Genomic DNA, 25,326 nt, shown 5'->3' with positions numbered 1-25,326 from the left:
GGAACATTTCATTTTTCAAAATAAATCTAAAAAGTAAAAAGAAAGAAAAATGGCACAAATTCTAGATGGACTGAAGGTCTCAAAAGAAGTAAAGGCTGAAATTAAGCAAGAGGTTGAAAAAATTCTTGCCAACAACAGGAGAGCGCCACATTTGGTTGCGATTCTTGTTGGTAACAATGGTGCAAGCAAAGCCTATGTGAACAGCAAAGTGAAAGATTGTGAGGAAGTTGGATTCAGTTCTTCATTGATTAAATTTCCGAGTACAGTTTCCGAGTCCGAATTGTTGGAAAAGATTGATGAGTTGAATAAATCAAAAGCCGTGGACGGTTTCATCGTTCAATTGCCTTTGCCAAAGCAGATTGATCAGGAGAAGATTATTATGGCGATCGATCCGAGAAAAGATGTGGATGGTTTCCACCCGGAGAATTTCGGGAAAATGGCTTTGGAAATGGATACTTTCCTGCCGGCAACACCATTTGGAATATTGACATTATTGGAACGATATAATATCGAAACCAAAGGAAAAGATTGTGTAATCATCGGAAGAAGTAGAATCGTTGGAAAACCAATGAGTATATTAATGGGAAGAAAAGATTTTCCAGGGAATTCTACAGTGACTTTGACACACTCTTACACAGAGCATATAGAAGAATATACAAAAAAAGCAGACATTGTGATAACAGCTCTTGGTGATCCCAACTTCTTGAAAGGAGAGATGATCAAAGATGGAGCAGTTATCGTAGATGTCGGCATTACTAGAGTAGATGATGACTCCGAAAAAGGTTATCATCTTGCAGGCGATGTAGATTTTGACAGTTGTGCAGAGAAAGCAAGTTGGATCACACCAGTTCCGGGAGGAGTGGGGCCAATGACGCGAGCAATGCTGATGAAAAATACCATCATTGCCTATAAAACGTCAGTTTATAATGACTAAGGAAGAAGAAGATATTTTATTAAAAGAAGGTAAAATGCTCCCGGTAATGGAGCATTTTTACACTATTCAGGGAGAAGGATTTCATGCAGGGAAAGCAGCCTATTTCATTCGTTTGGGCGGATGCGATGTTGGTTGCCATTGGTGTGATGTGAAGGAGAGTTGGGATCCAAAACTTCATCCGTTGATGAATACGGAAGAAATTGCAGAAACGGCAGCCAAATATTGTAAGACGATTGTTCTTACAGGTGGAGAACCTCTAATGTGGAACCTGGAAATCTTGACCTCGAAGCTGAAAGAGTTAGGATGCACCATTCATATAGAAACTTCGGGAGCTTATCCTATGAGTGGCCATCTGGATTGGATTACACTTTCTCCTAAAAAAACAGGGCTTCCGTTAGCCAATATTTATAAAGAAGCGAGTGAATTGAAGATGATTATCTTTAATCAAAATGATTTTAAGTTTGCCGAAGAACAAGCTGCAAAAGTTTCAGATTCTTGCGAACTTTATCTGCAAAGTGAATGGAGCAAGCGTGATGCAAATTATCCTAAAATTACGGATTTCATTTTAGAAAATCCAAGATGGAGATCTTCTATCCAAACACATAAATATCTGAATATTCCTTAAATTTGATTTATGCAGAGACTCCGATATTCCCGATATTTCAAAGCATTTGTGATTTTACTGGATATGATTCTGGTATCATCTGTATTTGTGATTTATTATTGGAGGAATTTCGAGGTTAAGTATGATTCGGATTCGGTGGAGCAGAATATTGTATCAATTTTAGTATTGTGTTTCTTTTGGTTGCTACTAAGCGGAAGAACAAGACTTTACCACATTCCTAGAAACGTAACGTACACTATTTATCTGGAGCGAATTTTTATTCACGTTTTTTTCTTCTTTATTGGCGTAGTTATGCTTGGGAAAGTCAGTCAGAATGATTTCCTCAAAACAGAGCGATTTTATCTTGCTGGGATTTTGTTGCTTGTAGTTATACCCATTAAAAGTTTTATCTATTTTCTTTTGAAATATATCAGAAGCAAAGGTATTAATCACAGAAATGTGATGTTTATAGAGGAGGGAACTTCTTCTAATGTCTTGAGAGATATCATCAATGAACGAAAAGATTATGGATACAAAATCTACGATTATCCGCAAGGGAATTATGACTTGCCTAATATGATAGAGTTCTGGAAAGATAATGGAATTCATACTATTTTTTTGCCCTCAGAACATTGTTTGGATAAACAATTTGAGAATGACCTTTTCCGTCAGGCAGAACTTAATAAAGTGAAAATCTCATTGGTTCCTAATATTATTCAAAATCAGTTTTTTGAGTATGAATTCAATTATATAGAAACAGTTCCGGTACTATCTCAGGCAAAATACCCATTGGATTTTTTCACAAACGCCGGTCTTAAAAGAATTTTCGATATTTTATTTTCGTTGATTGTTTTGATTGGAATTTGCTCCTGGCTTTTTCCATTAATCATTTTATTGATAAAAATGGATGGATCCAAAGGGTCAGTATTTTTTATTCAGAAAAGATATGGCTATCACGACGAAGTTTTTAATTGTTTGAAATTCAGAACAATGAGGTCTGAAGATAATAAAGCACAAAGTACAACTGCCGTGGATGACAAAAGAATTACAAAAGTTGGAAAATTCTTAAGAAAGACCAGCTTGGATGAGATGCCACAATTCATCAATGTACTGATGGGTAATATGACTGTTGTAGGACCAAGACCTCATATGCTTTTGGTAGATGATTTTTACAAACCGAAAATTAGCAGATATAGTCTCAGAAGTATGGTCAAACCCGGAATTACCGGACTGGCACAAGTCAGCGGTTTGAGAGGAGATGAAGGCGATATGAATCTCGGAATGAAAAAAAGAATCCTTGCAGACTCATTTTATGTGAGAAACTGGAGTTTTAGTATGGATATTGTAATCATTCTCAAAACAATCTTCTTGGTGATTGTGGGTGACAAAAATGCACGCTGATATTAATAAGAAAAGCACTAATTTAGCCGTATGGTAAAACGATTTTTTGAATCTATTGGAGAATATTTCATGCTGTTGGGAAAAGTCTTGAGCAAACCCCAAAAGAGAAATGTTTATATGAAACTTTTGGTGAGAGAATTTTACGATCTTGGAGTTAACTCTTTCGGATTGGTATTATTTACATCATTTTTCGTGGGAGCCGTTGTTGCTATTCAGATGTTCAATAACTTCGATGCTTCATCATTCCCTATTCCTAATAGTTTTGTGGGCTATGCAACAAAAGTGGTTTTAATTCTAGAATTTTCACCAACTATTATTTCGGTAATTCTTGCTGGGAAAGTAGGTTCTTATATCGCATCCAGTATTGGAACAATGCGTGTAACAGAACAGATTGATGCTCTTGATATTATGGGTGTTAACTCACCGAATTTTCTGATTTTGCCAAAAATTGTAGCGAGTGTGGTTTTCAATCCTATTCTCATTGCGATTAGTATTGTAATCGGGATTTATGGAGGATATATTGCAGGAGTTGCTACCGGAAGCTGGACAAAAGCAGATTATATTACCGGAATCCAAATGTATATGCCCTCTTATTTTATTTGGTATGCCTTTATGAAAACAGCAGCTTTCGCATTTTTAATTGCAACTATTCCTGCTTATTTTGGATACAACGTAAAAGGAGGTTCTTTGGAAGTTGGACGGGCAAGTACACAAGCGGTGGTTTGGACGATGATTTCTGTAATCATCATGAATTTATTATTAACCCAAATGTTCCTGAGCTAATGATAGAAGTAAAAGAATTAAGAAAGAGTTTTGAGGAGGTTGAAGTTCTAAAAGGTATCACTACAACATTTGATACCGGAAAAGTTAATCTTATCATTGGGCAAAGTGGATCTGGTAAAACCGTTTTCTTAAAGTCCCTTTTGAATGTTTATGAACCATCCAGTGGAGCCATTTTATTTGATGGGCGTGATATTATGACAATGTCGCGAGAAGAGAAACAAGGCTTGCGTTCTGAGATTGGAACTGTTTTTCAGGGAAGTGCGCTTTTCGATTCTATGACTGTGGAAGAGAATATCAGTTTCCCATTAGATATGTTCACAAATCTCACTTATCGTGAGAAAAAAAGAAAAGTTCTGGAAGTAATTGGCAGAGTTAATCTGGATAAAGCTAATAAAAAATATCCGTCAGAAATCTCCGGCGGAATGCAGAAAAGGGTAGCGATTGCCAGAGCAATTGTAAATAACCCCAAGTACCTTTTTTGTGATGAACCCAACTCTGGATTAGATCCGTACACCTCTAATGTTATTGACGATCTTCTTTTAGAAATCACTAAAGAATATAACACCACAACCATTATCAATACACACGATATGAACTCTGTGATGACCATTGGTGAGAAAATTCTTTACCTGAGATTAGGAATCAAAGAATGGGAAGGCAACAAAGATATATTGGCAACAGCAAAAAATAAAAATCTGATAGATTTCGTTTATTCTTCAGAGCTCTTTAAACAGCTGAGAGAATTTATGTTAGAAAATAATCAAACAAGTTTAATTAATGATAAACCAGAAGACAATGAAAAAAATAATTAGCACGATCGGTGTATTAGCAAGTGTATTTGCTTATTCACAAATAACATTTGGATTGAGAGCAAACGCATTGTTAGACACATCATCCGCAAGTTGGGAAAACTTCAAAGGATCAATTAACCAAGCAGTAGATACAAAAGGAGATAACTCAACAGGCTTTAATGTTGGTTTGGCTGCTAAAATTGACTTCCCCGTTAGTGGATGGTTTGTAATGCCGGAAATCTATTATACTTCTTTCAAAAAAAGTGTTGAAACTACTGGAGATGTTGAGATAAAAGCGAAAAGTAACCGAATTGATGTGCCTGTTTTAGTAGGTCACAACTTTCTGTTAGGAAAATTAGCAGCTTTTGTTGGCCCTGTTGCATCCTATAACCTTTCAACAGACAATACTTATGCTGACTTTAAAGAAAATGGAACTAAAGATTTTACTGTAGGTTATCAATTTGGAGCTCAAGCTACTCTTTCAAAATTTGTAATTAATGCAAGATATGAAGGTGCTTTTTCTAAAGATAGCAGAAAGTTCATCAATACCGTTGCAGACGCTTCTGGAAACAATACAGAAATCAGATATGATAACCGTCCTAGTATGTTTATCGTAGGTATCGGTTATAACTTCAAATAATCTCAAACGATTATATAAAATGAGAAGGCTGGAAAGTTAATTTCCAGCCTTCTTCATATATAGACCTTAAAAATTCACAAAATCAATTCTTTGTGAGAAACTGATTTTGTTATACAAAAGTAAAGGCTATCATTGTAATTTCTTTTAACGCAATAAACAAAAAATAGAACAATATTAATATGTTTTGCTTATTTTTGTTTCATAATAACATTAACTGGAATGAAAGTTATTCTTGAACATATTTCTCCGGATGAAAATAGCTCTTTCAAAGTACTGCATATTAAAGATGTTCCAATCTCTGAATTGAACTGGCAATACCACTATCATTCTGAGATTGAGATAGTTTGTGTTCTGCACGGGAAAGGAACTAGGCACGTTGGTTACCACAAAAGCCATTTTGAAGATGGCGCTTTGGCTGTGATAGGTTCCAATATCCCGCATTCAGGATTTGGATTAAATGCAACTGATCCGCACGAAGAAATCGTAGTTTTGTTTAAAGAAGAGATACTTTCATTACCGGAAGGAGAAACTGATGCCAATTCAATCAAGAAATTATTGGAACTATCCAGATATGGCGTTTTGTTTTCTTCTGAAGTTAAAAAGCAGCTCATCCCAAAACTTAAAAAACTCGCTGAGTCAGAAGGTTATGCCAAATATTTATTACTTCTTGAGATTCTCTTCGAACTTTCTAAGACAGAAGATTTTGAATTAATGAATACCGAAGTGATGCCTTATACCATTGTTTCCAGAAACCGGACAAGGTTGGAAGCTGTTTTCACCTATGTGGAAAATGGGTATCAGAATGAGATTGATATTATGCAGGCAGCAGACTTGGCAAATCTTACAAAACCTGCTTTCTGCAATTTCTTCAAAAAAGCAACATCATTAACGTTTGTAGAGTTTGTTAATCGATATAGAATTGATAAAGCTTGCATTCTGTTATCCCAAGAAAAAAGCATAGCAGAAAGCTGCTATGCTACAGGTTTTAATAATATTACTTATTTTAATAAGACCTTTAAAAAATATACCAAGACAACGCCAGGACAATTTATCAGGAATCTCTGATTTTAAAGGTTTCCGTTATTAAGATTTTCACTTTTTTGTCTTTCCAATTCCGCTTTTTCTTTTTGTAAAAGCTTGAATTCTTGCTGGATTTTGGCTTGTTTTACGGCGTTTCCTTTACTAACATAACCAACTAATCCGCCGATAATTAATCCTATTCCAATCCCGCAAAGTGAACCGTAAACGACTCTCAGGTCAACGGCCATATCATTTAAATAAAATAGCAATGCGCCAAGACCGAATAAAATAATTCCAATGACTACTAAACTTCTCATAGTTTTAAATTTTATCTAAATTAACTAAAAAAAGTTTATAATTTTCCTCCGGCAGCTTTATAATATTCCAGTGCTTTTGGCATATCAGCATTTAGGTCAGCTATTCTGTTTTGCGGATTCGGGTGAGTGGATAAGAATTCTGGCTGTCTGCTGCCAGTAGAAGAAGCTTCCATTCTTTGCCAGAAAGCTGTCGCAGTTCTTGGATCGTAACCGGCCATTGCCATTAGTTGCAATCCCATTTCGTCTGCCTCAGACTCCTGTTTTCTTCCGTAAGCTAAAAGTCCAACTTGAGCTCCGATTGGATAAACCTTTTCAAAAACGCCTGCCCATTGGCTGTTAGACATTGTTCCGCCTAAAAGACTCCCACCGTATTGAGCCAACATCGCCTGCGAAATTCTTTCGTTTCCGTGTCCTGCCAAAGCGTGAGAAACTTCGTGTCCCATTACAACGGCAACACCATTATCATCCTTACACACAGGCATAATTCCTGTATAAAAAGCTACTTTTCCGCCAGGCATACACCAAGCATTCAGTTGACTGTCTTGAATCAAGTTAAATTCCCAATTATACCCAGTCAAAGCTGACTCACGACCGATTTTCTTATAATAAGCATAAGCCGCATTTTTAATTCTGGCTCCAACATTTTTTATCCGGTTAGCATCTGCCGTTCCGGTTACAACTTTTGCTTTGGAAAGCGTTGTCTTATATTCTGATGCAGCAGCAGTTGCAATTTCAGAATTATTAGCAATCTGGATAGATGATCTACCTGTAATTGGGTTAGTGACACAAGCAGTAATTCCTAATGCTGCAATTACGAAAGCTGAAGTTTTTAAAATTTTCATCGTTTATTTTTTAAATATGGTTGTGTTTTACAAGTTTTATTCCAAAGATTTACTCTTTATTCAGGAATGCATCCCAGCCTTGGGCTGTCAACGGAATCAATTGATTTGAACCTCTTGCTACCAAGAAACTGCCTTGTGCTTCTTCAGTTGCATGACCTATGATAGTAAAGTCCGGATGATTCTTAATTTTATCAAAATCAGACGATGCAATTGTGAATAACAATTCATAATCTTCACCACCGTTAAGAGCTGCCATTGCCGGATTAAGATTTAGCTCATCTGCTGTATGGATTGTTGTTTCGTCCATCGGTAATTTCTCTTCATAAACATTGAAGCCGACTTTAGATTGATCAGAAAGATGCAAAATCTCAGAAGCCAAACCATCGGAAACATCAATCATAGACGTTGGTAAAATATCCAATTCTTCCAGTTTTTTCTTGATATCCGTTCTTGCTTCCGGTTTCAATTGTCTTTCGAGGATATAATCGTAGCCTTCCATTTCAGGCTGCATATTCGGGTTTGCCAAATAGACAGAATGCTCTCTTTCCAAAATCTGAAGTCCCAGATAAGCACCACCAAGATCTCCGGTTACTACCAAAAGATCATTCGGTTTTGTACCATTTCTTTTAACAATTTTTTCTTCATTTTCAAGACCAATTGCTGTAACGCTAATCACAAGACCAGCGTTGGAACTTGTTGTATCTCCGCCAATTAAGTCCACTTTGTATCTGTTGCAAGCCAAAGCAATTCCGGCATAGATTTCTTCCAGAGCTTCAACCGGGAAACGGTTGGAAACAGCAACGGAAACCAAAATCTGAGTTGGTGTTGCATTCATTGCAGCAATATCGCTGAGGTTCACAACAACAGCTTTATAGCCTAAATGTTTCAAAGGAACATAGCCTAAATTGAAATGAACACCTTCCGCCAACATATCTGTGGAAACAACTACTTTTTGATTTTCAGAATCGATGACTGCTGCGTCGTCGCCAATTGAAACTTTGGTTGAAGTTTGAACAATTGGAAAGTTTTCGGTCAAATGTTTTATCAATCCAAATTCTCCCAACTTGGAAATAGGCGTTAATTCTTGTGATTTATCTTCGAGCATAATTTTAATTAATGATGAATTATAAATGATTAATGATAAAAGCTGAATATCATTAAAGTAAAATTTATTTAAAGTTTTCTAAAAGAGAAACATCTATGTTTTCTGGACGGAAAGGCAAAGTTTTCAAATATTCTCTTGTGATGGTCTGCACATGTTCAGACTTGTACTCGTTCATCACTTCCATAATATCATCTGGTGGCGTTGTCGTTTTTCTCAACATCATATCAATCCAAACGCCGGTTGCTTCCGCTGTTGCACAATGCGTTCCGTCTGGCAGATAAAATTTGTGAACGAACTGATAAATTGATCCGTCTTCTGACAAAGCAGCAACTTCAAGAGCTACATAAACTGTCTGATCCGCATAGATTTCTTTGAAGAAAGAATAGCGCTCGTGCAACATTACCGGACCTACGCCCCAACGATTCAGTTGAGTCAATCCGATTTTGTTTTTATTAAGAAAAGCCATTCTCGTTTGTGAGCAATAATCAACATAGGTTGAGTTTCCCAGGTGACGATTCGCATCAATATCACTCCATCTCACTTCAAATTTATGGTAATAAACAGACATTTTTTTCGATTTTAATATTCTTCAAAATTAACCATTTGAGGTGGATATTAAAAATGTAATTTTGTGCATTGAATAGAAAGTGTTGAAGACAAGATATGTTGGTAAAGAATATATCACCATACTAGGAAGAGCTCCGAAGGAGCGACATATCGGTTTCATAGAAATTAAAATTGATGTCAAAGAAGAAAAGAATAATTATCATAGGCGGTGGCGCAGCGGGTTTTTTCGCGGCAGCCAATCTGGACGAGGAAAAATTCTATGTCACAATTCTCGAGCAAAATTCGGATGTTTTGCAAAAAGTGAAAATCTCCGGCGGCGGAAGATGCAACGTGACGCACGCTTGTTTTGACCCAAGAGAGTTGACTCAATTTTACCCAAGAGGCAATCGTGAATTACTAAGCGTTTTTACCAAATTCCAACCGGGCGATACAATGGATTGGTTCGAATCCAGAAATGTACCTTTGAAAATCGAAAAAGATAACAGGATTTTCCCTGAGTCCGATTCTTCTCAAAGTATTATGAATGCTTTGATTACTGAAGTTCGAAATAAAAACTTTGAAGTTAAAAATCAAGTTTCTGTTACAGAAATTATCAATGAAAATGAATCTTATTTAATTAAAACAAAACAAGGCGATTTCATAGCCGATATTGTGATTTACACAACCGGAAGTTCGCCCAAGTCTTTGAAAATTATTGAGAATCTTGGGCACAAAATTGTGGAACCGGTTCCGTCCTTATTTACTTTCAATATCAAAAATAATTTGTTGAAAGACCTGCCGGGAACAAGTTTTGAAAATGCAGAAATCAGAATTCCGAGTCTGAAAACGGAAGAATCCGGACCTTTATTGATTACACATTGGGGACTTTCTGGTCCTGCGGTTTTAAAAATTTCGGCTTGGGAAGCCAGAACTTTAGCAAAGTTGAAATATCAGTTTGAGATTGAAGTTAATTTTATTTCGAAACCTATTTCTGATGCGGAGGAAGAACTGAAAGAATTCAAAAATCAAAATCCGAAAAAATCTATCGGACAATCGAAAATATTTGATGTGACCAATCGTTTCTGGAACAAGATTCTGGAAATCAATCAAATCAATCCCGAAAAGCAAATTGCTAATCTTTCCGGCAAAGAAATGACTTTGATTCTTGAAAATCTTTGTCAGAAAAAACTATTGGTTACTGGCAAATCAACCTTCAAAGATGAGTTCGTAACGGCAGGAGGTGTTGACCTCAAAGAAGTTAACTTTAAGAATATGTCTTCCAAAATTTTGCCTGATTTTTATATTTCTGGCGAAGTTCTTGATATAGATGCAGTTACAGGAGGCTTTAATTTCCAAGCCTGTTGGAGCGAAGCTTGGCTGATTTCTCAACATCTGAACGCTTTGTAATGAAATCTTTTATTAAATTTGAAAAATAAATTTGAAAATGAAATATTCGAAAAATATTCTGAAAACACTTCTGCTAGCCGTGTTTTTTTTAATGGTTTCTTGTAAGACGACAGTTGTATCTCCCAACAAGCCGATGTATGACAATACACTAGAACTTTACAAAAAATACTCTATCCAAACCAAAGATGCCAAGACTCAGAAAATCGAAGTTTTGAAAGTGGACGCGACCAAAATCTATGGTAAAAACAAAACTGGAGAAATGGTTGAAATTGAAAGAAGCGAAGTGCGCGAAATCAAAAAACCAGATGTTTTAGCATCCATTGCAATTGTTGTAGCAGCGGTTGCTGCCGTTATTTTTGTTCCGATTTAAAAAAAATGCTTGGTTCGGCAAAACCCAGGAATTTTATCTTAAAAGCAATTGTTGCAATTACTTTTATTTATTTTTTTTGGCTGATGCTGAACATTACTTTGGATTATGTTCCGATAGCTTCTGACGTCAGTTTCTTAATGATCAAGCAGACAGAAGTGACTTCCCGACCGGAATATCTCCCTATTTTTTACATACACGTATACAGCAGTATTTTCGCTTTGTTGGCAGGATTTATTGCTGTTTTTTTTGATAAAAATTTGAAATACTTACATAGATTTTCCGGCAGAATTTATGTTTTTATAACGCTTGCTTTTTCTTCCTTATCAGGGATTTATATTGGCATTTTTGCCAACGGCGGATGGACAGCAAAAGTTTCATTTGTGTTGCTTGGCATTCTTTGGTTTTACACGACCTGCAAATCGTATTCAGAAATTCGGAAAAAAAATATCGCACGGCACAAATTCTGGATGTGGCGAAGTTATGCTTTGGCCGTTTCTGCGATCACATTGCGGATGTGGAAAGTAATTTTAGTATATTTATTCCAGCCCAATCCAATGGATATTTATCAGGTTATTGCTTGGCTTGGATGGATTCCCAACTTGTTATTAGTAGAATATTTAATCAAAAAACAAAACCGATGAAAACCTTAAATCTAATTTTCGCAAGTGCAATTTTGACTGTCTCTGTTATTTCCTGTAAAAAAGAAACGAAATCTGAAGAAAAAATAAAAGCAGATTCTTTGGCTTCTAAAAAGGAAGTGGAGCAGGAGTTCCATAAAGATTGGTACGGAATCTACACTGGAGATTTCAACTCAAAGCCAATTGCGACCGAGTATGGCAATGAAATCGAAGAGTACAAAAAGATATCAGTCAAAATCAATAGAATCACAAAAGACAGCGTTTATGGTTATTCTGTTGTGAATGGTAACCAAAGACCCTTCCGCGGCATTCTGAATGAAAATACTTTGGGTTTTGTCTTAGATGAGCCTGGAAGTAATAAATCGGACGGGCGTTTTCAACTCAAGATTAAGCAGGACAGTTTGGTTGGAGATTGGTCTGCTTACAACAAATCTGATGTGAAATCACCGGAGAAAACCGTGAAGCTGATAAGAAAAGAGTTTGCCTATAATCCTAATTTTATGCTTTCAAAGAAAAGTTATGAAGAAAGTGATTACGAAAATCCCGTAGATTGGAATGGCGGAAAAGTGAAAACGGAATCTTATGTGACTGACGAAGGCAAAACAGAAACTTACGAAAATACATTTTACAGAAGCGCGTCTGACAAGGTTTTTGTTATCAATGCTTCCAAACAAAAATTAGCTGAAAAAGATTTAAAAAACCTTCGCAAATTAGATCTTCAGATTATCAGAAATACGGTTTTTGCACGCCATGGTTATTCTTTCAAAAAAGCTACTTACCGCCAATTTTTCGAGAATACAGATTGGTACGTTCCTGTCTCCAACAATGTAGATGCTGACCTTTCACCTTTGGAAAAGGAAAATGTGGCACTTCTTGCCCGTTTGGAAAAATATGCTGAAGATCATTACGACACTTTTGGACGATAGAATTTTTAGTAAAACATAATTTTTAGATGAAGTGATGAAAAAGTACCAAGTCCAGTTTTTGTTTTTTCTCATCGTAAATTGTTTATATTTAAGCTCTTGCCATAAACAGTCAGAAGATTCCGTCCTCAACCAACTGTTTGTTTCAAAATATACGCACGACACCGTTTGAACTGTAAATATGGTTGATAATGTCGAAATTATAAATAATCTCACAAAAGAACTTGAAAAAAATGATTTTTCAATTTACGCATATAAGGTAGAAGAAGATAATCCAGAATATAGTTTTGTGTCGGATTGTGATAAGCAGACACAGTATGATCTCGAAAAAACAGGAATGCGCTCTTATTCTATAAAAAGTAATTCGGAAAACGTACGATACAAGAGACGAGATTATTCTAATAAAAAATTTAGACGCTACAATTATGAATTCAAGTTATGCGTTTATGAATTTGAAAACGAAGAAGTTGCTAATAATCAATTCAATCTATTAGAAAATGCAAGCAATTCCGGCCAAGGCTATTGCAATAAAATCTTCAACACAAAATTTGTTCTCAAAAAAAATGAAATATTCGAGTTTTCAACTATGGATGAAAAATCTTTGAATGTGATGCGGAACTATGCTTATTTCATTAAAAATCAATAATTTAATTTGACTTAAGTTTAACTGAACCGATTTCTATAATATACAAAACCACACATCCGGCAAAATAGCAGAGAATGTCAATCCAGCTAAATGAGTTGCCAAGAACGATCATCATTATGCGATTGTCTTTGAAACCCAATAATTCTCCGAAGTGAAAATATTGGGCAAACTCAATCAGGCAGGAAAAAATGAAAATTCCGATAACCAGTTTTGTTGAATTGAAATCGAAGAATGCTTTAATGAAATAATACATCAGCATTACAACAAAAACATCACCCAAATAAGCTCTGACAAAGAACCAATCTTTGAGTTTTGTAGCAATCAAAACCTCTACGATAAAAATCAAAACTGCAATCAGAAAGTTTTTGTAATCGAATTTAAAATTAATTTTCACGGAATTGTTTTTAACTAAAACAAAAAATCGAGGCAATTATTACCTCGATTTTTTTATTTTTTCACTTTGATTGTGCAACCAATCGCAACTGTTTTCTCGGTTTTGACGGGTTCGTTTTTCAAAAGCTGATTCACAGCATCCTGAACATAATGATCTGAAACATCATTCGGGTTTTCGTAATTATTATCAATCGTTCCGATGTATTTCACGATATTTTTCCCGTTTTCTTTTTTCAAAATATAAACGTGTGGCGTTTTCGTAGCGCCATAAACGGGATAAATTTTCTGACCTTCATCTACCAAATATGGAAACGTAAAACCTTTTTCTTTCGCTCTCGTCTGCATCTCCGCAAAACCATCCTGAGGCTGAACAGTTGGGTCATTCGGATTGATGGCAATCACAGGATAACCTTTGTCTTTGTACATTTTGTCCAGCGCAACGATTCTGTCTTCATACTTTTTCGCATACGGACAATGGTTGCAGGTGAAAACAACGATAAAACCTTTTGCAGATTTGAAATCGCTTAATGAAACCATTTTTCCATCCACGTTTTTCAGTTTGAAATCTGTTGCTTCATCGCCAACTTGGTAACCGGAATTATAAACTTTGGTAAAACTTAATAATCCCAAAATCAGGATTAGACCGTAGGAAAGCCATTTTCTTTTTTTCATTTTAAATATTTTTATGGATTGTAATTTTTATTAATTGCTGATTCTAGCTCTTCCAAGGACATTTCGCCATTATTGAAGAATACTTTTTCTCCATTTTTATAGAAAAACGTTACCGGAATCTCGCCTTCCCAATCTTTCTGGAATTTCGGAATCCAAGTATTCATCCTTTTGTTATCATCCAAAATCACAACTTCTGCAGTCAGGTTTTTGGTCTTGATAAAATTGATGACTTTCTGTTTATCTCTCGCCATATCCAAAGAAACTAACAGCATTTTGAAATTCGGATTTTGAGAATATTTTTTATTCACTTCAATGAAATGTGGCAATTCTTTGACACAAGGTGCGCAAGTAGTTGCCCAAAAATTAACCACAACAAACTTATCTTTTTCTTGTTGAATACGCTTTTCTAAATCTTCATACTTAATCAAAGAAACATCAGTTTGAATCTGAGCATTTATCAAGAAAGGAAAAATCAACAAGAGAAATTTTACTAAAGTCTTCATATTCAAATTTAAAAAATACTTTTGATAATTTCAGTTATTGAATATCTTTGGAAAAAATAACTATGAAAAAAATCTTATTACTATTTGTTTTATTATTCAGCATTACAGCATTTTCTCAAGAAAAAACTGAAAACGAAGTCTTTGAAACTGTCGATAAAGCGGCAACTTTTGAAGCCGGAATTTCTTCTTTTAGAAATGAGTTTGCGAAAAATGTTGACATAAAAAAAGTGCTGGGAAAAGGAACTTTTCGTACTGTTATGACTTTTGTTGTAGAAAAAGATGGAACTATTTCTGAATTGAAAGCCAGCGGAGAAAATCAAAGCTTTAACGAACAGGCGGTAAAAGCCATGAAAAAAATAAAAACAAAATGGTCCCCGGCAAAAAAAGATGGAACCACAGTAAGGTCAAGATTTAGATTTCCGGCGGCCATCAATATTTAATAATAATTTTCGGTTTGATTTTTGAAAATAGAATCTTAACCAAATCTTATTGTTATGAAAAAGCTATTATTCATCGGTGTATTGTCATCACTAATTTTCAGTTGTGTGCCGGATAAAGACAAAAGAGATAAAAGAAAAGCAGATCACAGCGCAGAACATATGAGAAACAAAGGTGTAGATTCGGCTGCTTTATCACCCAATAAGAATGTTGCAGATACGGTTTCTACAAAAGAGTCTGGAAAATAGAATTACTTTCCAATCATCTTTTTAATCGCATTCAACTTCATTAAAGCTTCAATTGGTGTCAAAGTATTGATGTCGATTTTCGTTAATTCTTCACGAATATTTTCAAGAACTGGATCGTCCAATTGGAAAAATGAAAGCTGAAGATTTTCTTCCGTTACACGTTTTATTTTCTCTCCGGAATCTTGCGTTGCTCTGCTGGATTCCAAAGTTTTAAGAATCTCATTTGCACGATTTACAACCTTAAAAGGCATTCCAGCCAACTTCGCCACGTGGATACCAAAACTGTGTTCACTTCCACCAGAAATCAGTTTTCTGAGGAAAATAATACTGCCTTTCGCTTCTTGGATTGAAACGTGGAAATTCTTGATTCTCTCGAAGTTCACAGACATTTCGTTAAGTTCGTGATAATGTGTTGCAAACAATGTTTTCGGTTGCGTAGGATGCTGATGAAGATATTCTGCAATCGCCCAAGCAATGGAAACACCGTCATAAGTAGACGTTCCACGCCCGATTTCGTCCAGCAAAATCAAACTTCTGTCCGAGATATTATTAAGGATATTTGCGGCTTCATTCATCTCCACCATAAAAGTCGATTCGCCAGCAGATAAGTTATCCGTTGCGCCAACTCTTGTAAAAATCTTGTCCAGAGTTCCAATCTCTGCGTGTTTTGCAGGCACAAAGCTTCCAATTTGAGCCAATAGAGAAATAATTGCTGTTTGTCTCAGAATTGCAGATTTACCCGCCATATTCGGTCCGGTTACCATAATGATCTGCTGAGAATCTCTATCAAGAAAAACATCATTTGGAATATAAGATTCACCAAGTGGTAAAGACTTTTCGATGATTGGATGTCGCCCTTCCTGGATATCAATCGAGAAAGAATCGTTCAGAATCGGCTTGGTGTAATTATCTTCAACCGATAATTCAGACAAACCAACTGCACAATCCAGTTCGCCGACTAACTTTGAATTTTCCTGTAATTGGTCAATATAAATCAGAACATTTTCACAGACATTTCTGTAAAGTTCCAATTCTAACTTTCCAATTTTTTCTTCAGCACCAAGAATCTGACTTTCATATTCCTTAAGTTCTTCGGTAATATAACGTTCAGCGTTTACTAAAGTTTGCTTTCTGATCCAGTCTTCCGGAACTTTGTCCTTGTGCGTATTTCTAACCTCTATATAATAGCCAAAAACACCGTTGAAATCGATTTTCAAGCTTGTGATTCCTGTTCTTTCAATTTCACGCTGACACATTTCGTCCAGGAAGCCACGACCTTTACTTTGAAGATTTCTTAGATAATCGAGTTCTTCCGAGATTCCTTCTCGGATGACATTTCCTTTGTTGATGTTCACGGGAAGTTCGTCATTCAGATGCTCATTAATCAAAGTAATTAATTCTTCAAGATTAATGAAAGGGTCAATCCAAGCCAAAACGTCTGGGAAATTCAGAAGTTTTTTTCTGATTTCATTAATATTAATGATGCTTTGACGGAGATAGCCTAATTCTTTCGGTGAAATCTTTTCAGCCGCTAATTTTCCAATTAACCTGTCCAAATCAGAAATGCCTTTCAGCAAATCTTTGATATCGTATTTCAAAGAATCTTCTTTGTTTAGGAATTCAATCAGGCTTAATCTTCGGTTGATGTCACTAATGTTTTTTAAAGGTAAAATCAATCTGCGTCTCAACAATCTTCCACCCATCGGAGTACAAGTTTTGTCGATGATATCAAGAAGCGATTTCCCATTATGATTAGCCGAATAAACAATTTCGAGGTTTCTCAGCGTGAAATTATCCATCATCAGATAATCATCTTGCGGAATCACTTGGATTCTTGTAATATGCTGCAACAATGCGTGATGTGTATCTTCTACCAAATAAGCGAAAATTGCTCCGGCAGCCGTGATTCCCAACTTAGAATCCTCGATTCCAAAACCTTTCAGAGATTGTGTTTTGAAATGTGAAGTCAGTTTTTCGTAAGCATAAGGATATCTGAACGCCCAGTCTTCCAGCTTGAAAACATTTTTATTTTTCAATTGGCTCGGTATTTCCGAAGTTCTCTGATAAATGATCTCGCTCGGGTCGAAGGTATGAACAATGTGAAGTAATTTCTCCAAATTTCCCTCGCTTACAAGAAATTCACCTGTTGAAACATCTACAAGCGCCATTCCGTATTTTTCTTTTTCCTTGTGAAGGGAAAGCAGAAAATTATTTTTCTTAGAAGATAGGACTTGGTCGTTGAAAGTAACGCCCGGTGTAACCAATTCCGTAACACCACGTTTCACAATTCCTTTGACAGATTTGGGATCTTCCAATTGGTCGCAGATGGCGACACGCATTCCGGCTCTTACCAGTTTTGGCAGGTAAGAATCCACAGAATGATGCGGGAATCCGGCCAGTTCGATATGACCTTCGCCATTGGCTCTTTTGGTCAAAACAATGCCAAGAATCTGCGACGTTTTTATCGCATCTTGTCCAAAAGTTTCGTAGAAATCCCCAACCCGGAACAATAGCAATGCATCAGGATATTTCGCCTTAATCGTATTGTATTGTGTCATTAACGGAGTTTCTTTCTTTGCCAATTGTCTGAATTTTAGAAGCGCTAAAATACGAAATTAATAGCCAGAAAAAAGAAGGATGTTTCGCTGAAAATTATTTTTTCTTCAACTTTTCCAGAGCTTTGGAGCTTTTCCGGTAAGCCCATTCCTCTTTATATTTCACCCATTTTGCCTTGAAGATTTTTCGCATCAGCTTATCCGTATATCGCATAATGAAAACGTGATAAAGCATACTCAAAAATTTTGAAGGTCGATTGGGCAATGCTCTGATAGATAAAGAAAAACCAGGCTCCAGATAACGGTTGTAGTGCCAGAAAGCGCCAGGGATGAACAAAGCGTCGCCGTGTTCCATCAGTATTTCGGTTCCTGTCGCATATTTCAGGGCAGGATATTTTTCGTAATTAGGGTTATCATAATCAATTTCTTCTATCGTGTGGACAGAAAGTGGAACTTTATAGAGCATTTCGTTCTGCTTCTGGTCAAATAGTAAAATTCTTTTTTTACCACCAAAATGAACATGGAAAAAGTCTCCCAAATCCACATCATAATGCATCAAAACGTGCGCTTCACTTCCTCCAAAAAACAGAGTGGGAAGACGTTTGAAAAATTTCATTCCCAAATCAGGATAGGTAAAATCTTTCAGCAATTCCGGCAATCTGTCGGTAATAATGTAAAAAAAGATTCTGAGGTCAGAAGGTTTATTCTTGATAATATCAATATAATCCTTCATCTTCATATTGGTAGCCGGCGTGTCAGAACTCTTGTTCGCATCAGCGGGTTTGTTGTCATAGATGGGAACAATTTGGTCTCCGGCTTTTTCTCGGATATAATCCAGATTCCATTTTTCGTAAGCGCCCCATTGTTTTGCAAAACCTCTGATTAGTAACGGTTTGTGCGGTTTGAAATATTTCTTTTGGAAGTCTTCTTTATCAATGTGTTCTACAACGTCAACAGGATTCAGAATCATATTAATTGGTTTGATTCAATAAAAATAATAAAAATGTTCTTTTCAAAAATTAATAAAAATAAGATTCATCAAAAGAAAATTAGGAATAATCCGTTTAATTCTTAAATTTAGCTAATGAAAAAATATCTCTACCTCTTTCTTATATCATTCTCTCTGACCAATTGTTACACTTATAAAGTTGGCGCAGAGACAGATGAAACAACGCAGGACAAAAGTGAACCGAAAAGAAAACCTGAGCCAAAGGAAAAATCTAATGTGCAACAGCTTGCCATGAGCGCAATGGCTGAGGAAGGTCAGGTAAATCCAAAAGTCAATTCTAAAGGTCCTCGAAATGCTAAAATCAATAAAGATAAAAAGCCAAAACCGACCAGCATCACAGAAAAGTTGGAGGCAGGAAAGTTTTTTAAAATTGATGTTGCAGACAGAAGCTACAAAATACAGGTTGACAAATGGGAAAGTGACACATTGGTGGCACACGTTATCCATAAACCGAAAAAGATTCTTAAATTCCATAAAAACCAAATCAACCAATCTACCATTGCTGAAAGACGTTTTTCTCAGCCGGTAGCGGATGTCATCACAGTTGCAGCTTATGCAGGAATTGGTGTTGGAATTTGGGCTTTGGTTCGATAAGGTTTTGAAACCGATTTATAAAATCAAGCATTTGTTTAATTTTAAATCGGAATCATAAATAATATCAGTTAAAAATTATTTATAGTTAATCCAAATAACCTCATATTTGTATCTATAAAAAGTTCAAATAATTTAAATTCTAAGTTTTTGAATATAATCTATTGATTCACAATGAAAATCGAACAAATATATACTGGTTGTCTTGCTCAAGGCGCTTACTACATCACTTCTGAAAATGAAGCCGCAATTATTGACCCGCTAAGAGAAGTGAAACCCTATCTGGAGCGACTAGAAAAAGATAAAGTAAAACTGAAGTATATTTTTGAAACGCATTTTCACGCCGATTTTGTTTCGGGACATTTGGATTTATCACAAAAAACCGATGCTCCTATTGTTTTTGGACCAACGGCGAAACCAGAATTTGAAGCGGTTATTGCAGAAGATAATCAGGTTTTCGAGATAGGAAAAATCAAGATTAAAGTTCTTCATACGCCTGGACATACTTTGGAAAGTTCGACTTTTCTTCTGATTGATGAAAACGGAAAAGAAACGGCTATTTTCTCTGGTGACACTTTGTTTTTGGGTGATGTTGGAAGACCGGATTTGGCTCAAAAAGCTGGCGAAATCACAGAAAAAGATTTGGCTGGAATGCTTTATGAAAGTCTTCAAACCAAGATTTTACCTTTAGATGATTCTATCACGGTTTATCCGGCTCACGGTGCTGGTTCTGCTTGTGGAAAAAATATGCAGAAAGAAACAGTGGATACTTTAGGAAATCAGAAAAGAACCAATTATGCACTTAATCAACCGGATAAAGAATCTTTTATTAATGAAGTTCTTGACGGATTAACCGCACCTCCAAAATATTTTGGGATGAATGTCGCTATGAACAAAGGCGGTTACGAAAGTTTTGACCAAGTTCTGAAGAAAGGAAATAATCCTTTGTCTGTAGAAGATTTTGAAACTGCAGCAGAAGAAACCGGAGCTTTGATTTTGGACACAAGAAGTGCATCTGTTTTTCATAAAGGTTTTGTTCCCAATTCTATCAACATCGGTATCAAAGGTGATTTTGCGCCTTGGGTTGGAGCGATGATTGTAGATGTTCAGCAACCAATTCTTTTGGTTTCTGATAAAGGAACCGAAGAAGAAGCAATTACCAGATTGAGCAGAGTAGGGTTTGATAATGTTTTAGGCTATTTGGATGGAAGTTTCGAGGCTTGGAAAAATTCCGGGAAAGAAACAGATGAAGTCAAGAGAATTTCTGTGGAAGAATTTGCGGACGAATTTTCTGACAATGTGAAAGTTATTGATGTCAGAAAAGAGACAGAGTACGAAGCAGAACATATCAATGAGGCTTATAGCAAACCTTTAGCTTACATCAATGATTGGGTTAATTCTTTAGATAATTCTGAGCATTTTTATATCCATTGTGCGGGTGGTTACAGAAGTATGATTGCGGCAAGTATTTTGCAGGCAAGAGGTTATAGGAATTTCACTGAGATTGATGGTGGTTTCAATGCAATCAAGAAAAATGAGAAATTTCCATTGAGCAATTTTGTTTGCCAAAGTAAAACTCTGTAGAATCTAACATCTAAATTCTAATCTCTAATTTCTACCACTATGTCACAAAAATTTAAAGAATTAATCCAATCCGAACGTCCTGTTCTCGTTGATTTTTTTGCAACCTGGTGTCAGCCTTGCAAAGTTCAGTCTTCCGTTTTGAATTCTGTAAAAGAGCAAGTGGGAGAAAAAGCGAGAATCGTTAAAATTGATGTTGCCCAATTCCCTTCAATTGCTGCTGATAATGGCGTTCGCGGTGTTCCGACTTTAGCGATTTTCAAGAATGGCGAATTGCTTTGGAAAGAAAGTGGTGTTCACGATGTTAATTCTTTAGTTGGGTTGCTGGAGCGGTATTCTAATTAATGATTATATTTCCGCTAGAATCATAATTAAAGGTCCAAGTCTGTTCAATACTAGATGTGATATTTCCTATTTCGTTATATTTAATCTCAGTATATTTTCTATAATTATTTTTAGATATTGCTCGATAAAAATATTCGTCTAATAAATAAAATCTCTTAAACGGATTTAAAGAATTATCATAGTCTCCAAATGTTCTTATGATTTTTATTCCTTTATTTACGCCGTCCCTCTGTTCAAAGTATTCTGATTTTGTCAAATTACCTTTTGAGTCATAATAGAATTTTTCTAAATAAGTTTCTATGTAATCATCTGGTGGATAATAAGGCATATTTGGTAAAGTTGTTTTTATTTCGGTAAGTTGCCCGCTAGTATTGTATGTGAAAAATTGCTTTTCATCCCGATAATTACTATAAAAAGTACTCGGAACGTCTTTTTGTTTTATCTGTTGGTTATTATTTAATATAAAGTACTTAGAGTTTTTCGGAACAGTAAAATCTGGAGAAGAAGAAAAATTCTCTATAGTTACATTATTACTATTATAGATAAGTGTAGTAAATATTTTATCTGTAAAATAGCCACTAAATCCAGTAGATCCGGAAACAGAAAGAAAACCACCAGTTTTTTTAATCAGACGTTTATCATTATCATATTGAAAATTAAAACTTAATTCTGAATTACCATACGGAAATGAGTTTGGATATAAAATGAGATTCATTTTTGTAATTAGTGGCTCATTATTTTCGATAATTTCATCTTCATTATCTCTCGAGCAAGAAAACAGAATAAGACTTATAAAGAATAATGTAAATATGTTCTTCATTGTTAAAGCTTTTCTGCAAAACTAAGGAATAATTTCAAACTCATCTCTCTCATTCAAAAAAGGGAATTTGCTTCTAAAATCTTTCAATTCATCCAAATTCCATTCAATTGTGATGAGGTTCTTTTTTCTTTCAGATATTTCTCTTCCATCCGGAAAATAAACTAACGAACTTTCCTCATATTTAAGATTATAACCGTCGGTTCCAATTCGATTTAATCCAAACAGATAAGCCTGATTTTCAATTGAACGTGCTTTTAGCAAAGATTTCCAAGCTTCAACTCTGGATTTTGGCCAATTTGCGACGTATAAAATCGCATCATAATCATTTTGATTTCTTGAAAAAACAGGAAAACGCAAATCAAAACAAACCTGCAAAAGAATTTTAAATCCTTTGTAATCAATAATTTTTCGCTCTGTTCCTGCTGTATAGATTTTATCTTCTCCTGAATAAGAAAACAAATGTCTTTTGTCGTAATATTCGAAGTTCCCATTAGGAAAGACAAAATAAAAACGGTTATAGAATTTCCCATGTTCTGCCACGGAGACACTTCCTGCAACTGCCGAATTTTTGTCCTTAGCAAAGGACTTCATCCAAGTTAAAGATTCTTCATTTCTGTCCGCCACTTCATCGGCTTCCATACAAAATCCGGTAGAAAACATCTCTGGTAATAGAAATAAATCCGCCTCTACTGAAGCAAATTCGTTTTCAATTTGTTTGAAATTTTCTTCTTTATTTTTCCAAGCAATATCTAGGTTTAATCCTGCGATTCTAAGTGTTGACATACCTCAAAAGTTTACTGCAATTTATGATTTTAAATTATTATTGAAATAAATTGTAACCAACATTTCGGAGCTTCGCTCCTCCATTTCCTTGTTATACTTCTATACCAATATTTCAAGACTTCGTCTCTTTATATAAATCCATTTTTATTGGTCTGAGGTTTTCGAAGATTATTTAGTAAAATATAATCATAATAAAGTCTTAATAAAAATCGTTCAAAAAGGATTGTTTTGCGTTAAAGTCTCCTAAATATTAGTTAAAAAAAATTGATTATAAGAGTTTGGAAATGATTTATATATAATTTTGCCCCACTAAAATAAAATACTTAATATTTATAATTAATGAAGAAATTCCCATTATTGTTATGCTTAGTTTATTTGGTAACTACTTCTTTTTATCCTGCGAGTTCTGAGGATTTTTCACAGCCCAAGATAAGTGTCAAAGAAATTAAGCTAAGTCCAAAAAAGAATTTCTCACCACAAAATCCAGCAGAAGAAATCTACAAAGAACTTCAGTTTACGGATGAAACATTGAATTTTGAAGTCTTCGAAAAAGCGTTTTTGGGATTCCAAAATTTAAAGAACTCCGGAAAATTGGAACCGACAGCTAAGTTGCTTTCGGTTTGTGATTTTAGTTTGTCTTCCAACAGAAAACGGCTTTGGGTTATAGATTTGGGTGAGAAAAAAGTATTGTTCAACACTTTGGTAGCACACGGAAAAGGAACGGGAGAAGAGTTCGCAACGAGCTTTTCCAACACAGAAGATTCGCATCAGTCGAGTATGGGTTTCTATGTGACAGAACAGACCTACAACGGTGATAACGGCTATTCTTTGCGATTATTCGGGATGGATAGAGGTTATAACGATGCAGCTCTGGAAAGATGCATTGTGATGCACGGCGCCAAGTATGTAAGCGAGGATTTTATCAAATCTGAAAAAAGGTTGGGGAGAAGTTGGGGTTGCCCAGCAGTTCCAACCAATTTGGCAAAACCAATTATCAATACGATAAAAAACAGAACTTGTCTATTCATTTATTTTCCAGACCAAAATTATCTGGCAAGTTCTCAATGGTTAAAAAATGTGGAGAAAACTGATTCAATCCTTGATTCTCCAAAAGAAAATATGGCAACGAATTAAGAATTATCGCTGATTGTGCAGAATTAGCTGATTATTATTACTAATCAGATCAATCTGTGAGTTTGTAAAAAATAAAAACCCTTCAGAGTTTTCTGAAGGGTTTTTATTTTTATGGGTTTTTCACTAATAGTCTGAAACCTTCTCCATGAACGTTGATGATTTCCAAACCTTCATCATCTTTCAGAAGTTTTCTCAATTTTGCAATGTAAACATCCATACTTCTTGCTGTGAAATAATTTTCTTTTTTCCAGATTTTTCTCAATGCCAAATCTCTAGGCATAAAGTCGTTTCTGTGAATACAAAGCAATTTCAAAAGTTCGTTTTCTTTTGGAGAAAGCTTGTATTCATTTTCACCAACTCTCAGTTGTCTCAACATAGAATCGAAGAAAATATTACTGATTTTGAATTGCTCTTGATCCTCATTTTCCAAAACGGCACTTCTTTGTAGAATGGCTTTGATTTTATAAAGAAGTAACTCCGTATCAAATGGTTTTGTGATGTAATCGTCTGCGCCGATTTGGTAACCTTTCAAGATATCTTCACGCATATTTCTTGCGGTCAAGAAAATAATTGGTGTGTTTTTATCAATTTTCTTCACATCTTCTGCCAAAGAAAATCCGTCTTTTTTCGGCATCATCACATCGAAAATGCAGATGTCGAATTCTTTTTCTGTAAACTCTTTCAGTCCCATTTCTCCGTCAGTTGCCAATGTTACCTCGAAGTTGTTGATGGTTAAATAATCCTTAAGAACTGCGCCAAAACTCTGGTCGTCTTCTACTAATAATATTCTGTTGCTCATAATTTATGATTGATGTTATATTAATGATAATTGATTTTATATAAATTCAGATAAATCTCAATGATTGCATTCTAATTTATTGATTTTCTGTTAGTTTTTCTTTTAAATATCTTTTGTAGCTAGATGTTGCTTTTACAATTTCTTCTGCTTCATTAAACCATTTATTCAAAGTAGTTTCTGAAAACATTTTCAAATCTTGCATAAAATCTATCCAAAATAGAGTTTCATCAGCTTCTTCAACAACGATACAAATTTTAGAATATCTTTCCTTTGTCGACCTAACTCTACACATTGCTCTATAATTTGCAGCTGAGGAAGATGAACTTCTGAAAATTTGTTTTCTTAAAACAGAAACTTTTTCTGAGTAAGCTAATTCTGACAATTGATTGATAATATCTACTGACAAATCTTTTATCCTTTTTGCAAAAAATCTGATTGTAATTATTATCCATACTAATTAATCAATCATCACTTATCAAATATCGCTT

General features: G+C 35.2%; 31 protein-coding genes. 18 read left to right on the top strand and 13 right to left on the bottom strand.

The window, feature by feature from the left end:
- The first annotated feature begins 49 nt into the window (after positions 1–49).
- The 7 genes from KI430_RS12700 (at position 50) to KI430_RS12670 (ending at position 6,218) form a co-directional block, all read left to right on the top strand.
- Positions 50–934: a bifunctional 5,10-methylenetetrahydrofolate dehydrogenase/5,10-methenyltetrahydrofolate cyclohydrolase gene (locus tag KI430_RS12700; RefSeq protein WP_248875325.1), complete on the top strand. Its 885-nt coding sequence runs from the start codon at positions 50–52 to the stop codon at positions 932–934.
- Positions 927–1,559 (top strand): 7-carboxy-7-deazaguanine synthase QueE, encoded by a 633-nt coding sequence (locus tag KI430_RS12695; RefSeq protein WP_248875323.1) that lies wholly within the window; start codon positions 927–929, stop codon positions 1,557–1,559. The genes KI430_RS12700 and KI430_RS12695 overlap by 8 nt, the downstream gene beginning before the upstream one ends.
- Before the next feature lie 9 nt (positions 1,560–1,568).
- Positions 1,569–2,939, top strand: a complete 1,371-nt coding sequence (locus tag KI430_RS12690; RefSeq protein WP_248875322.1) for an exopolysaccharide biosynthesis polyprenyl glycosylphosphotransferase — start codon at positions 1,569–1,571, stop codon at positions 2,937–2,939.
- Between the two features lie 30 nt (positions 2,940–2,969).
- Positions 2,970–3,722 carry an MlaE family ABC transporter permease gene (locus KI430_RS12685; protein ID WP_074235993.1) on the top strand — a complete coding sequence of 251 codons (753 nt, stop codon included), beginning with the start codon at positions 2,970–2,972 and terminating at the stop codon, positions 3,720–3,722.
- Positions 3,722–4,534, top strand: a complete 813-nt coding sequence (locus KI430_RS12680) for an ABC transporter ATP-binding protein (protein ID WP_074235994.1) — start codon at positions 3,722–3,724, stop codon at positions 4,532–4,534. The genes KI430_RS12685 and KI430_RS12680 overlap by 1 nt, the downstream gene beginning before the upstream one ends.
- A complete protein-coding gene (locus tag KI430_RS12675) occupies positions 4,518–5,153 on the top strand; it encodes an outer membrane beta-barrel protein (RefSeq protein WP_248875321.1) in 636 nt (211 codons plus the stop codon). The genes KI430_RS12680 and KI430_RS12675 overlap by 17 nt, the downstream gene beginning before the upstream one ends.
- A gap of 219 nt (positions 5,154–5,372) precedes the next feature.
- Positions 5,373–6,218, top strand: coding sequence for a helix-turn-helix domain-containing protein (locus tag KI430_RS12670; protein ID WP_248875320.1), 846 nt, complete (start codon positions 5,373–5,375; stop codon positions 6,216–6,218).
- A 2-nt stretch (positions 6,219–6,220) separates the two neighbouring features.
- Here KI430_RS12670 and KI430_RS12665 read toward each other — a convergent pair whose 3' ends face one another.
- The 4 genes from KI430_RS12665 to KI430_RS12650 form a co-directional block, all read right to left on the bottom strand.
- Positions 6,221–6,490, bottom strand: a complete 270-nt coding sequence (locus KI430_RS12665) for a hypothetical protein (protein WP_074235997.1) — start codon at positions 6,488–6,490, stop codon at positions 6,221–6,223.
- Between the two features lie 35 nt (positions 6,491–6,525).
- A complete protein-coding gene (locus KI430_RS12660) occupies positions 6,526–7,332 on the bottom strand; it encodes a M48 family metallopeptidase (protein ID WP_248875319.1) in 807 nt (268 codons plus the stop codon).
- A 49-nt stretch (positions 7,333–7,381) separates the two neighbouring features.
- Positions 7,382–8,437: a thiamine-phosphate kinase gene (gene thiL / locus KI430_RS12655; protein ID WP_248875318.1), complete on the bottom strand. Its 1,056-nt coding sequence runs from the start codon at positions 8,435–8,437 to the stop codon at positions 7,382–7,384.
- Between the two features lie 64 nt (positions 8,438–8,501).
- Positions 8,502–9,005: an acyl-CoA thioesterase gene (locus tag KI430_RS12650; RefSeq protein ID WP_248875317.1), complete on the bottom strand. Its 504-nt coding sequence runs from the start codon at positions 9,003–9,005 to the stop codon at positions 8,502–8,504.
- Positions 9,006–9,178: 173 nt separating this feature from the next.
- Between KI430_RS12650 and KI430_RS12645 the strand changes: the two genes are divergently transcribed.
- From KI430_RS12645 to KI430_RS12625, 5 genes are all read left to right on the top strand, one after another.
- Entirely contained in the window at positions 9,179–10,390 is a 1,212-nt protein-coding gene (locus KI430_RS12645) for an NAD(P)/FAD-dependent oxidoreductase (protein ID WP_248875316.1), read from the top strand.
- Between the two features lie 37 nt (positions 10,391–10,427).
- Positions 10,428–10,760: a bacteriophage spanin2 family protein gene (locus KI430_RS12640; protein ID WP_248875315.1), complete on the top strand. Its 333-nt coding sequence runs from the start codon at positions 10,428–10,430 to the stop codon at positions 10,758–10,760.
- A gap of 83 nt (positions 10,761–10,843) precedes the next feature.
- A complete protein-coding gene (locus tag KI430_RS12635) occupies positions 10,844–11,401 on the top strand; it encodes a DUF2306 domain-containing protein (RefSeq protein ID WP_248875314.1) in 558 nt (185 codons plus the stop codon).
- Positions 11,398–12,324, top strand: coding sequence for a YARHG domain-containing protein (locus tag KI430_RS12630; protein ID WP_248875313.1), 927 nt, complete (start codon positions 11,398–11,400; stop codon positions 12,322–12,324). The genes KI430_RS12635 and KI430_RS12630 overlap by 4 nt, the downstream gene beginning before the upstream one ends.
- 178 nt (positions 12,325–12,502) lie before the next feature.
- Entirely contained in the window at positions 12,503–12,967 is a 465-nt protein-coding gene (locus tag KI430_RS12625; RefSeq protein ID WP_248875312.1) for a hypothetical protein, read from the top strand.
- Between the two features lies 1 nt (position 12,968).
- Here the strand turns inward: KI430_RS12625 and KI430_RS12620 are convergent, their stop codons facing one another.
- Genes KI430_RS12620 through KI430_RS12610 form a run of 3 tightly spaced genes read right to left on the bottom strand, consistent with a single transcriptional unit; the run spans position 12,969 to position 14,535 of the window.
- Positions 12,969–13,361 (bottom strand): DUF2809 domain-containing protein, encoded by a 393-nt coding sequence (locus KI430_RS12620; protein WP_317231432.1) that lies wholly within the window; start codon positions 13,359–13,361, stop codon positions 12,969–12,971.
- A gap of 53 nt (positions 13,362–13,414) precedes the next feature.
- Complete coding sequence (locus KI430_RS12615) at positions 13,415–14,032, bottom strand: thioredoxin family protein (protein WP_248875311.1); 618 nt, start codon at positions 14,030–14,032, stop codon at positions 13,415–13,417.
- A gap of 11 nt (positions 14,033–14,043) precedes the next feature.
- Complete coding sequence (locus tag KI430_RS12610; RefSeq protein WP_248875309.1) at positions 14,044–14,535, bottom strand: TlpA family protein disulfide reductase; 492 nt, start codon at positions 14,533–14,535, stop codon at positions 14,044–14,046.
- A 62-nt stretch (positions 14,536–14,597) separates the two neighbouring features.
- Between KI430_RS12610 and KI430_RS12605 the strand changes: the two genes are divergently transcribed.
- Positions 14,598–14,975 carry an energy transducer TonB gene (locus tag KI430_RS12605; RefSeq protein ID WP_248875307.1) on the top strand — a complete coding sequence of 126 codons (378 nt, stop codon included), beginning with the start codon at positions 14,598–14,600 and terminating at the stop codon, positions 14,973–14,975.
- 54 nt (positions 14,976–15,029) lie between these two features.
- On the top strand, positions 15,030–15,221 hold the full coding sequence (locus KI430_RS12600; RefSeq protein ID WP_248875305.1) for a hypothetical protein: 192 nt from the start codon (positions 15,030–15,032) through the stop codon (positions 15,219–15,221).
- 2 nt (positions 15,222–15,223) lie between these two features.
- On the opposite strand, the gene mutS is transcribed toward KI430_RS12600, so the two are convergent.
- Positions 15,224–17,779, bottom strand: coding sequence for a DNA mismatch repair protein MutS (mutS, locus tag KI430_RS12595; protein ID WP_248878310.1), 2,556 nt, complete (start codon positions 17,777–17,779; stop codon positions 15,224–15,226).
- A gap of 94 nt (positions 17,780–17,873) precedes the next feature.
- Positions 17,874–18,746, bottom strand: a complete 873-nt coding sequence (locus KI430_RS12590) for a cupin-like domain-containing protein (RefSeq protein ID WP_248875303.1) — start codon at positions 18,744–18,746, stop codon at positions 17,874–17,876.
- Positions 18,747–18,860: 114 nt separating this feature from the next.
- On the opposite strand from KI430_RS12590, the gene KI430_RS12585 reads away from it, so the two are divergent.
- The 3 genes from KI430_RS12585 to KI430_RS12575 all read left to right on the top strand — a co-directional run bounded on the left by KI430_RS12585 (position 18,861) and on the right by KI430_RS12575 (position 21,302).
- Positions 18,861–19,379, top strand: a complete 519-nt coding sequence (locus KI430_RS12585) for a hypothetical protein (RefSeq protein WP_248875301.1) — start codon at positions 18,861–18,863, stop codon at positions 19,377–19,379.
- A gap of 171 nt (positions 19,380–19,550) precedes the next feature.
- The gene (locus KI430_RS12580; RefSeq protein ID WP_248875299.1) at positions 19,551–20,960 is read left to right on the top strand and encodes an MBL fold metallo-hydrolase; all 1,410 of its coding nucleotides are present in this window, start codon (positions 19,551–19,553) and stop codon (positions 20,958–20,960) included.
- Between the two features lie 39 nt (positions 20,961–20,999).
- Positions 21,000–21,302: a thioredoxin family protein gene (locus KI430_RS12575; RefSeq protein ID WP_248875297.1), complete on the top strand. Its 303-nt coding sequence runs from the start codon at positions 21,000–21,002 to the stop codon at positions 21,300–21,302.
- Here KI430_RS12575 and KI430_RS12570 read toward each other — a convergent pair.
- The gene (locus KI430_RS12570) at positions 21,295–22,122 is read right to left on the bottom strand and encodes a hypothetical protein (protein WP_248875295.1); all 828 of its coding nucleotides are present in this window, start codon (positions 22,120–22,122) and stop codon (positions 21,295–21,297) included. The genes KI430_RS12575 and KI430_RS12570 overlap by 8 nt on opposite strands.
- A 21-nt stretch (positions 22,123–22,143) precedes the next feature.
- Positions 22,144–22,905 carry an amidohydrolase gene (locus KI430_RS12565; protein WP_248875293.1) on the bottom strand — a complete coding sequence of 254 codons (762 nt, stop codon included), beginning with the start codon at positions 22,903–22,905 and terminating at the stop codon, positions 22,144–22,146.
- 339 nt (positions 22,906–23,244) lie between these two features.
- Between KI430_RS12565 and KI430_RS12560 the strand changes: the two genes are divergently transcribed.
- Entirely contained in the window at positions 23,245–24,039 is a 795-nt protein-coding gene (locus KI430_RS12560; protein WP_248875291.1) for a murein L,D-transpeptidase catalytic domain family protein, read from the top strand.
- Between the two features lie 109 nt (positions 24,040–24,148).
- Here the strand turns inward: KI430_RS12560 and KI430_RS12555 are convergent, their stop codons facing one another.
- Complete coding sequence (locus KI430_RS12555) at positions 24,149–24,838, bottom strand: response regulator transcription factor (protein WP_074236017.1); 690 nt, start codon at positions 24,836–24,838, stop codon at positions 24,149–24,151.
- A 76-nt stretch (positions 24,839–24,914) separates the two neighbouring features.
- Positions 24,915–25,244 (bottom strand): four helix bundle protein, encoded by a 330-nt coding sequence (locus KI430_RS12550; RefSeq protein WP_248875288.1) that lies wholly within the window; start codon positions 25,242–25,244, stop codon positions 24,915–24,917.
- Positions 25,245–25,326: the final 82 nt, after the last annotated feature.

This window comes from Epilithonimonas zeae, assembly GCF_023278365.1.
GTDB lineage: Bacteria > Bacteroidota > Bacteroidia > Flavobacteriales > Weeksellaceae > Epilithonimonas > Epilithonimonas zeae_A.
This window is presented reverse-complemented; position numbering and strand designations above follow the sequence as displayed.